Source organism: Nostoc sp. (assembly GCF_036916575.1).
In the GTDB taxonomy this organism is placed as follows: domain Bacteria; phylum Cyanobacteriota; class Cyanobacteriia; order Cyanobacteriales; family Nostocaceae; genus Nostoc.
Genome location: NZ_JBALGC010000060.1, coordinates 1 through 6,949, shown reverse-complemented (window position 1 = coordinate 6,949; position 6,949 = coordinate 1). Strand labels below are relative to the sequence as shown.

General features: G+C 40.5%; 9 protein-coding genes and 1 pseudogene. All 10 read left to right on the top strand.

Annotated features, from left to right (window positions below; genetic code table 11):
• Positions 1–301 precede the first annotated feature (301 nt).
• The 10 genes and pseudogenes from V7L29_RS13745 to V7L29_RS13705 all read left to right on the top strand — a co-directional run bounded on the left by V7L29_RS13745 (position 302) and on the right by V7L29_RS13705 (position 6,819).
• Positions 302–4,021, top strand: a complete 3,720-nt coding sequence (locus V7L29_RS13745) for a HEAT repeat domain-containing protein (RefSeq protein ID WP_334735829.1) — start codon at positions 302–304, stop codon at positions 4,019–4,021.
• A 51-nt stretch (positions 4,022–4,072) separates the two neighbouring features.
• On the top strand, positions 4,073–4,294 hold the full coding sequence (locus tag V7L29_RS35495) for a DUF6888 family protein (protein WP_442944187.1): 222 nt from the start codon (positions 4,073–4,075) through the stop codon (positions 4,292–4,294).
• Positions 4,278–4,523, top strand: a complete 246-nt coding sequence (locus V7L29_RS13740; RefSeq protein ID WP_174710332.1) for a DUF6887 family protein — start codon at positions 4,278–4,280, stop codon at positions 4,521–4,523. The genes V7L29_RS35495 and V7L29_RS13740 overlap by 17 nt, the downstream gene beginning before the upstream one ends.
• A gap of 23 nt (positions 4,524–4,546) precedes the next feature.
• Positions 4,547–4,777, top strand: coding sequence for a hypothetical protein (locus V7L29_RS13735; RefSeq protein WP_334735828.1), 231 nt, complete (start codon positions 4,547–4,549; stop codon positions 4,775–4,777).
• A 15-nt stretch (positions 4,778–4,792) separates the two neighbouring features.
• Positions 4,793–5,017 carry a type II toxin-antitoxin system HicB family antitoxin gene (locus tag V7L29_RS13730; protein WP_334690417.1) on the top strand — a complete coding sequence of 75 codons (225 nt, stop codon included), beginning with the start codon at positions 4,793–4,795 and terminating at the stop codon, positions 5,015–5,017.
• A gap of 53 nt (positions 5,018–5,070) precedes the next feature.
• The gene (locus V7L29_RS13725; RefSeq protein ID WP_334690418.1) at positions 5,071–5,298 is read left to right on the top strand and encodes a type II toxin-antitoxin system HicA family toxin; all 228 of its coding nucleotides are present in this window, start codon (positions 5,071–5,073) and stop codon (positions 5,296–5,298) included.
• The gene (locus tag V7L29_RS13720) at positions 5,295–5,519 is read left to right on the top strand and encodes a type II toxin-antitoxin system HicB family antitoxin (protein WP_334690419.1); all 225 of its coding nucleotides are present in this window, start codon (positions 5,295–5,297) and stop codon (positions 5,517–5,519) included. The genes V7L29_RS13725 and V7L29_RS13720 overlap by 4 nt, the downstream gene beginning before the upstream one ends.
• A gap of 25 nt (positions 5,520–5,544) precedes the next feature.
• Positions 5,545–5,799, top strand: a complete 255-nt coding sequence (locus V7L29_RS13715; protein ID WP_334690420.1) for a hypothetical protein — start codon at positions 5,545–5,547, stop codon at positions 5,797–5,799.
• 9 nt (positions 5,800–5,808) lie between these two features.
• Positions 5,809–6,252: pseudogene (locus tag V7L29_RS13710) on the top strand (HNH endonuclease).
• Positions 6,253–6,342: 90 nt separating this feature from the next.
• Complete coding sequence (locus V7L29_RS13705) at positions 6,343–6,819, top strand: hypothetical protein (RefSeq protein ID WP_334735827.1); 477 nt, start codon at positions 6,343–6,345, stop codon at positions 6,817–6,819.
• The last annotated feature ends 130 nt before the right edge of the window (positions 6,820–6,949 follow it).

The following is a 6,949-nucleotide window of genomic DNA, read 5'->3' as shown; positions in this document are numbered from 1 at the left end:
AGCCGATGCTTAAATCCTGAAACGAGCAAACCACGTTAAAAAATTGAGAATTTTCTCAACTATTTTCGAGATTCTAAAAAACCTACCCTTGAAAGCTAACCCCCTTCCCGACGCGGGAAGGGGGAAAATTCAAAGTCTCTCTCCTTTTAGGAGAGAGATTTAGAGAGCGAAAAGTTTGAGCGCCGGCTTCCGGCGATCAAAGCTTTTCAAGAGAGAGGTTTTCCAAATTCCCTAAAATTCGGAAACATTACTCAAGCTAGTGGATATACTCGTAATCAAACTCTCAACAGAAGCGAGTATTATGCTGGACTGGTTAGCTATTTGGGGTGTAACTCAGGCCGCCGGGTTTATTTTTAAACCCATTCTGGAAGACTTAGCCAAGGATGCTGCTAAAGATTGGGCTAAAGATTTATTAAAAGGCATCCCTAGCAAGATTGTCCAGAAACTTAAGAAGGAAGACATAGAAATTGCTGCTGGGAAAGCGTTAAAAGAATTTTTGCAACTCATGCAGCAGCAGTTAAAAGTTCGTTGCAAACTTGTTGAAACTGAGATTAAAGAGTACACCAAAGACATTAAAAAATTTATCAGTGATAAATCGGTTACAGAAATTCTTGGTAAGGCTTTTGATATTAATTGTGAATCTCTAGACGCTAAAACCCTAGAAAATAGCTGGAACAGGCTGCAATTAAAACCTCTGCCATCTAAGTTTAACTGGCAATCATTTACAGAGCAGTATTTGACACAAGTCCAAGAACTTCTTTTAGATTCAAAAGAATTACACCATATCCTAGAATTACAAAAATTATCTGATATTGAAACAAATACAAAAGAAATTGCTGGTGTTATTGTAGATTTTAATTTAGTTAAATATCAAGAAGGAATTCGTGAGCGCTATGGCAATCTCAAGTTAGATAGCTTAGATACTAGCGGCTATGCCTATAACGAACTAAAATTATGGCGGATTTTTACGGCTCAAAATGTCCGGGAAGCTCATCAAGTTTTACCACAAGTTCACGAACTGCCTAAAGAACATCTTAGACGGCTGCGAGAAAGTGACCAAGTAGAAGCAGTTGAATTAGAAGAATTAGAACGCCACAAAAGAGTTTATTTTGAACAGCCGATCCGTTCAGTATTAGATGTTGTCAATAAAAAGCAAGATTATAAATATCTTGTGATTTTGGGCGATCCTGGTTCAGGTAAGTCTACATTATTGCAATTTCTGGCTTTGAATTGGGCTGAGTCACCACTGGATAATGTTATCTCATTACCAATTCCCTTGCTAATTGAATTACGCACTTATATGCGGCGACGGGAAGATAAAGAGTGCAATAATTTTCTAGAATTCTTCCATCAATGTAGTGGTGCAATTCATCATCTCAATCAGCTTGAACTAGATAGACAATTAAAAGCTGGTAATGCCTTAGTAATGTTTGATGGTTTAGATGAGGTATTTGACCCTGGTAAGCGAGAGGATGTAATTACTGATATTCATCGCTTTACTAATGACTATCCTGATGTGCAGGTAATTGTCACTTCTCGGATTATTGGCTATAAACCGCAACGATTGCTTAATGCTGAGTTTCGCCACTTTATTTTACAAGATTTAGATTCAGAACAAATTCAGGATTTTATCAACCGTTGGCATGAGTTAACTTTTACTGATGCAGCAGAAAAAGTCAGAAAGCGGGAACGGCTACAAAGAGGAATTGCTGCTTCCAAAGCTATTGCAGAATTGGCGGGAAATCCTCTGCTGTTGACGATGATGGCAATTCTTAGTCGTAATCAAGAGCTACCAAGAGATAGAGCCGAGCTTTATAATCAAGCATCGCGGGTATTGCTGCATCAATGGGATGTGGAACGCGCTTTGATAGAAGATCAGAGGTTAGACCCCAAGACGATTGATTATAAAGATAAGCAAGCGATGCTGCGTCAGGTTGCTTATCTTATGCAAACTGGTGATAAAGGTTTGGCAGGTAATTTGATTAATGAAAATGATTTAGTTAAACTTCTGATTGATTATCTTAAAACCATAGAATTTGATAAACCCAGAGAAGTTGCGCGGGTGATAATTAATCAACTGCGGACTCGCAACTTTATGTTATGTTTCCTGGGTGCGGATTACTATGCTTTTGTGCATCGGACATTTTTAGAATTTTTCTGTGCTTGGGAGTTTGTCTGGCAGTTTAAAGAAACACAAACGCTGACTATTGAGGAACTTAATAGGAAAGTTTTTGGCAAGCACTGGCAAGATGAAAGTTGGCATGAAGTCTTATTGCTAATTGCGGGAATGATTGAATCTAAATTTGTTGGGGAGATTCTTGAGTATTTAATGGCACAAGATGGCGAAGAGGAAAAGTTTGTCAATCTCTTTTTAGCAGCTAAGTGTCTTGTAGAGGTTAGAAATCGCTCGGCGATCGCGTCAGCAGCTACTAAATTACTTGACAAGCTAAAAGATTTAACTAAATATGACCTCTGGTACTATTACGTTCTCTATGAATATGAAGAAGAAACTCAGCTAGTTCAGGAAATTCGCACTCAAGCAGTCACAGCAATTGCAACGACCTGGCAAGAATCTCTCGACACCAAAACCTGGCTCAAAGAACGCGCTACCCAGGATGATGACAGCGATGTGCGACGTGCAGCAGTCGAAGAATTAGCGAAGAACTTCAAACATGACCCCGACACTAAATCCTTCCTCAAAGAACGCGCTACCCAGGATGATCACTACGATGTGCAAGGTGCAGCAGTCCAAGAATTAGCGAAGAACTTCAAAGATGACCCCGACACCAAAACATGGCTCAAAGAATGTGCTATCAAGGATGATGATAAGAATGTGCGACGTGCAGCAGTCAGAGGATTAGCCAATAACTTCAAAGATGACCCCGACACCAAATCCATCCTCAAAGAACGTGCTATCAAGGATGATCACTGCCTTGGGCGACTTGTGGCAGTCCATGAATTAGCCAATAACTTCAAAGATGACCCCGACACCAAAACCATCCTCAAAGAACGTGCTATCAGGGATGATCACTGGCTTGGGCGACTTGCGGCAGTCCAAGAATTAGCCAATAACTTCAAAGATGATCCTGACACCAAAAGTATCCTCAAAGAACGCGCTACCAAGGATGATGATAACAATGTGCGACGTACAGCATTCCAAGAATTATCCAATAACTTCAAAGATGACCCCGACACCAAAACTATCCTCAAAGAACGTGCTACCCAGGATGATCACAGCTATGTGCGACGTGCAGCAGTCCAAGAATTAGTGAATCATTTCAAAGATGACCCCGATACCAAATCCTTCCTCAAAGAACGCTCTACCCAGGATGATCACAGCTATGTGCGAGGTGCAGCAGTCGAAGAATTAGTGAATCACTTCAAAGATGACCCCGACACCAAAACCTGGCTCAAAGAACGTGCTATCAAGAATGATGATAACAATGTGCCAAGTGCAGCAGTCAGAGGATTAGCTAATAAGTTTAAAGATGACCCCGACACCAAAATCTGGCTCAAAGAACGTGCTATCAAGAATGATGATAACAATGTGCCAAGTGCAGCAGTCAGAGGATTAGCTAATAAGTTTAAAGATGACCCTGACACCAAAATCTGGCTTAAAGAACGTGCTACCAAGGATGATGATAACAATGTGCGACGTGCAGTAGTTCAAGGATTAGCCAATAACTTCAAAGATGACCCCGATACCAAATCCATCCTCAAAGAACGCGCTACCCAGGATGATCATGAAAATGTCCGAGGTGCAGCAGTCAAAGAATTAGGTAAACACTTTAAATATCAGCCTGACTTGTTTGACATATACCACAATTGCGCTATTAATGACCCCTTTGAGCGCAAGAAAGAGGATGAAACTAATCCTCGGCGCATTGCACTAGAGATAATTATCAAACAATTTCCTCAGCATCCCCAGACTTTATCACTGTTGCGCGATCGCGCAGAGAATGACCCAGATGAGCAAGTGCGGGAGTATGCTCAGAAGAAGTTAAAGCAGTTGGAAGGGTAAATGTAAGCTGGTTTACTATTCACAGTAGAAACCGCAAAAGAAAGGCTTACTATTATCCATGTCACAATTGAGGAACAGACGATTTACCCAACATACGCACAAGCTATAGCCTGTCTACGTGTCTGCCAGATGTTATCTAACACCTATCGGAGTATTGAGCTATTTCGCTTTGATGACCAAACCGGAGTTGTATTTATTTTTGTCAATGAGGAACTCCAAATCATTGTACCCGCTAATGGAAACTGGAGGTTTTTAAATGCGACCGAATTTTGAAGCAATGACTAACAAAGAACTAATAGCTTACGCACTTGCACATCGGGAAGATGTAGAGCCTTTGCGTGTTTTATATGGCCGCCGTACTCCTGATTCAGAAGCAACATGGTATGGGCCGATGGTAGCTGAAGACGGTACGCCAATAGAAGAAAATATTCGCATTGCAGAAGAAGCAATTAGGCAACGCATTGAGCAAGCAAATCAAAGTAAGCAAGATTCTCAAAGTTAAGAATAAAAGATTGGCTAAAAATTATGAACAACACAGGCGTTCGTCAGCAAATAAACCAATATCTAAATGTATTATCTTCAGAACGCCTACAACTGGTTGCTGACTTTTTAGCATATCTGGCAGATAAGGAAAGTGAAGATGCTACCCAAGAGTTACTTGATATTCCTGGATTTATTGAATCCTTTGAAAGAGGTAAAAAAGATATTGCTGAAGGTCGGGTAAAAAACTGGAGGCTAATAATTCGTAATTCGTAATCATGTTTCAGAATAATGAAATATACAATTGTGATTCAATGGTCAGAAGAAGACCAATGTTATGTGGTTTTCTTACCGGAGTTTACGCATATAATCCAGCCTTGCACTCACGGAGAGACTTACGAAGACGCTCTTAAAAATGCTCAGGAAGTTTTAGAAATGCTGATTGAATCATCCTTGGCTGATGGTGAACCTCTACCAGAGCCTAAAACGTTAGGAAAATCTTTGGAAGTTGCATAGATAAGCAAAGAGAGTATTGGTAAATCAGGGGAGTGGAAATGTAAACAGAGGCTATGCCCAAGAAAATCAGAGAACTCAAAAGCTTATTGCTGCAAGCAGGGTTTACCTCCCGTAGTGGTAAAGGTAGCCACACTAATTGGTATCATCATCTTTTACCTGGGAGAGTTACTATATCAGGTAAAGACGGAAATGATGCTAAAGCTTACCAAGAAAAAGACGTTAATAATGCACTTCAAAGGTTAGAAGAAATTAAAAATGCTCAAGAGGAAGAAAAAGAATGAATTCTCACTATACAATAATTATTCAGTGGTCTGATGAAGATGAGTGTTTTGTTGTCAGTCTTCCTGAATGGGGAGAATTTTGTCACACTCACGGAGAGACTTATGAAGAAGCTCTTAAAAATGCTCAGGAAGTTTTAGAAATGCTGATTGAGTCATCTTTGGCAGATGGTCAAACTCTACCAGAGCCTAAAACGCTAGGAAAATCTTTGGAAGTTGCATAAAATTTAGGAATTAAAGGGGTAGCTTATGAACATATCTGTAAATACCACGAAAGTCTACGACGAAATTATAGAGTTTATTGCTGCTGGAACCACTCCCCAAAGTGTTATCAATTTCAAACTCTCAGATGCAGCCAAAGACCGTTTAGAGGATCTCGTTTACCGCGCAAAAACTGAAGGGCTTACAGGAAGTGACCAGCGAGAGTTAGATCATTTCCTCACGCTAGAACATATTATGCTACTAGCAAAAGCAAAAGCTCGTCAGTACATCAGCGCAGAGTAAGTATTCAAAATGTCTCGTCCATATATTAATGCAGAATTGCGGCGTTTAGTTGCTGATCGCGCCGAGTATATTTGCGAGTATTGTCTCGTTTCTGAAGTAGATAGATCGTCAGGTTGTCAAGTTGACCATATAATCAGTGTCAAACACGGCGGCGCTACGACAGCAGATAATCTCTGTTATGCCTGTATTTTCTGTAACCTGCAAAAAGGGACGGATTTAGGGTCAACTAATTGGCAAACGGGCGAAATTGTGCGGTTTTTTAACCCACGTAGAGACTTTTGAGGTGAGCATTTTCGACTAGATAAGGCTGTGATTGTTCATCAGACAGACATCGGTGAAGTTACCGCACGTATCCTAGATTTTAACGGCGATGAAAGGATTCTAGAGCGACAAGCTTTGATAGCATTTAATCAGTATCCCTCAGCATCGGCGCTAAAACAGATAAATAAATAGGTTATGATGTGCGATCGCATCCACTAATGGGAATTCTATACTTAGCAAAACTTGCTACTTAACCACTAGAACTCCCAAGGTGATTATACAATGGCCTATCAAAATATTACAGCCTCCCTTTCGCCACAAGATATCCAAGAAGTTAAAGCCGCGCTACAGACAGTCCAACAAAAGCTCCCCTTTTTAGTTACTCTCAGCACAGAAGAACGGCGGAAGTTGGTAAAAATGGGCGACAAGAGCCTAGCCTTTGTGAACAATAGCGTCAGCGCTGCTCAGTCTAACCGCGAAATCCTCCCAGCCACTTTTGACGTTGAAGAACTTGTTCGGGATTATCAATTAGTTGCTGCGCTCACCGAACTTTTAATCTCAATCCAGCAACTCAGCGAACAGGTAGATGATACTCTAATGGCAGTCGGTAGTGAAGCTATGACTAGCAGTTTGACAGTTTATGATTACGTCAAGACAGCATCAAAAAAGACTCCAGGCTTAAAAATTGTCGCTGAACAGTTGGGCGAACGCTTTAAAGCTATCAAAGGTAGACCGACTAAAGCTGCGTCTGGTTCTTGATAAATTAATACTCGTTAATGAGTCTTTGAACTCCATTAATGAGTCTTTGAACTCCATTAATGAGTCTTTGAACTCCATTAATGAGTCTTTGAACTCCATTAATGAGTCTTTGAACTCCATTAATGAGTCT